Genomic DNA, 1,067 nt, shown 5'->3' with positions numbered 1-1,067 from the left:
GAATAAGGGCACGTAGAAGCGGTATATTTGCTAGCTGATATGTGTCCTTTAGCAAGAATATCATAACGTTCTTGTAATTTTGAGTAGATACATGGAGGTACTATATGATAAACAGAGACAACTTTGTGAATATCAATCTGCTTAAAAAAGAAACATTCACAGGTAGTTTAAATGGAATGCGATATCGTCTAAAAAAAGTAGTAACTGAGGGAGAAGAACCTGTAACTTCACTTTTGGTAACAATATGGCCACAGCCATTTAATTTTGATAATACAGATGATAGCTTAAAAGTTAACAAGGAATTTGAGTTTACCACAGAAGCAATCAAAGAGGCTGCTGATTGGTTAAATCAATCGTACATAGAGAAAAAAGAATATTGGAAACAAGAATGTAGTTGGAATGTATTAAAAGAATAGGAAACAATTTCTATAGAGGTATAAACCAGTTATCTCTTGACAAAAATATTATTATGTTATACTATAATTACACGTCTGTTTACCATACAGCAATGTAAGCGAAAGATACATTCTAATTATTAGAATATTAATTTCGGGGTTGTACTGGTTTCGACGGGGGTTTTGAAGTTGTGGAAGCCATTCGTGGACTAGGACCACGTAAAAACTTAGAATTAAATATAAACGCAGACGAAAATTTAGCGTACGCTGCCTAGTGGCAGCTGTCGACCTTAAGCCACTCGCTGCTTAAGGACTCGGCATCAAACTTGCGAGGCACTTTGTCTTCAAAGCTTTGAGAGGATAAAAGAAACATGAAGCTACCAAAACTAATAGCCTGTTAGTCGGCGATTAGCGGAGGGAACAGCAAACTTCGGGTTTGCATAAAAGACTGACTGTAATGGGAGATGCTACAATGGATGGGCTTTCGGACAGGGGTTCGATTCCCCTCAGCTCCATGCTAAGAGTCTTGATTATTCAAGGCTCTTTTTTCTATGTGTTGCATTTCATGTAGCATAAACTCTTTGAACTCCTCCAATGATGAGACAGTATCATCTTTTCCGCATAGAGTTAACCATGCCTTATACTTCTTTTTATCTATATCATCTTTCTTAA

Annotated in this window: 1 protein-coding gene and 1 other RNA gene; both read left to right on the top strand. The window is 36.7% G+C overall.

The window, feature by feature from the left end:
* The first annotated feature begins 104 nt into the window (after positions 1–104).
* Positions 105–416: a hypothetical protein gene (locus ACW2QF_RS19705; RefSeq protein ID WP_455717719.1), complete on the top strand. Its 312-nt coding sequence runs from the start codon at positions 105–107 to the stop codon at positions 414–416.
* Between the two features lie 135 nt (positions 417–551).
* Positions 552–913, top strand: a transfer-messenger RNA (tmRNA) gene (ssrA, locus tag ACW2QF_RS19700).
* Positions 914–1,067 lie beyond the last annotated feature (154 nt).

Source organism: Anaerosporobacter sp. (assembly GCF_965301125.1).
Note: the sequence above shows the minus strand (reverse complement) of the source record. Positions and strands in the feature narration are given on the sequence as shown.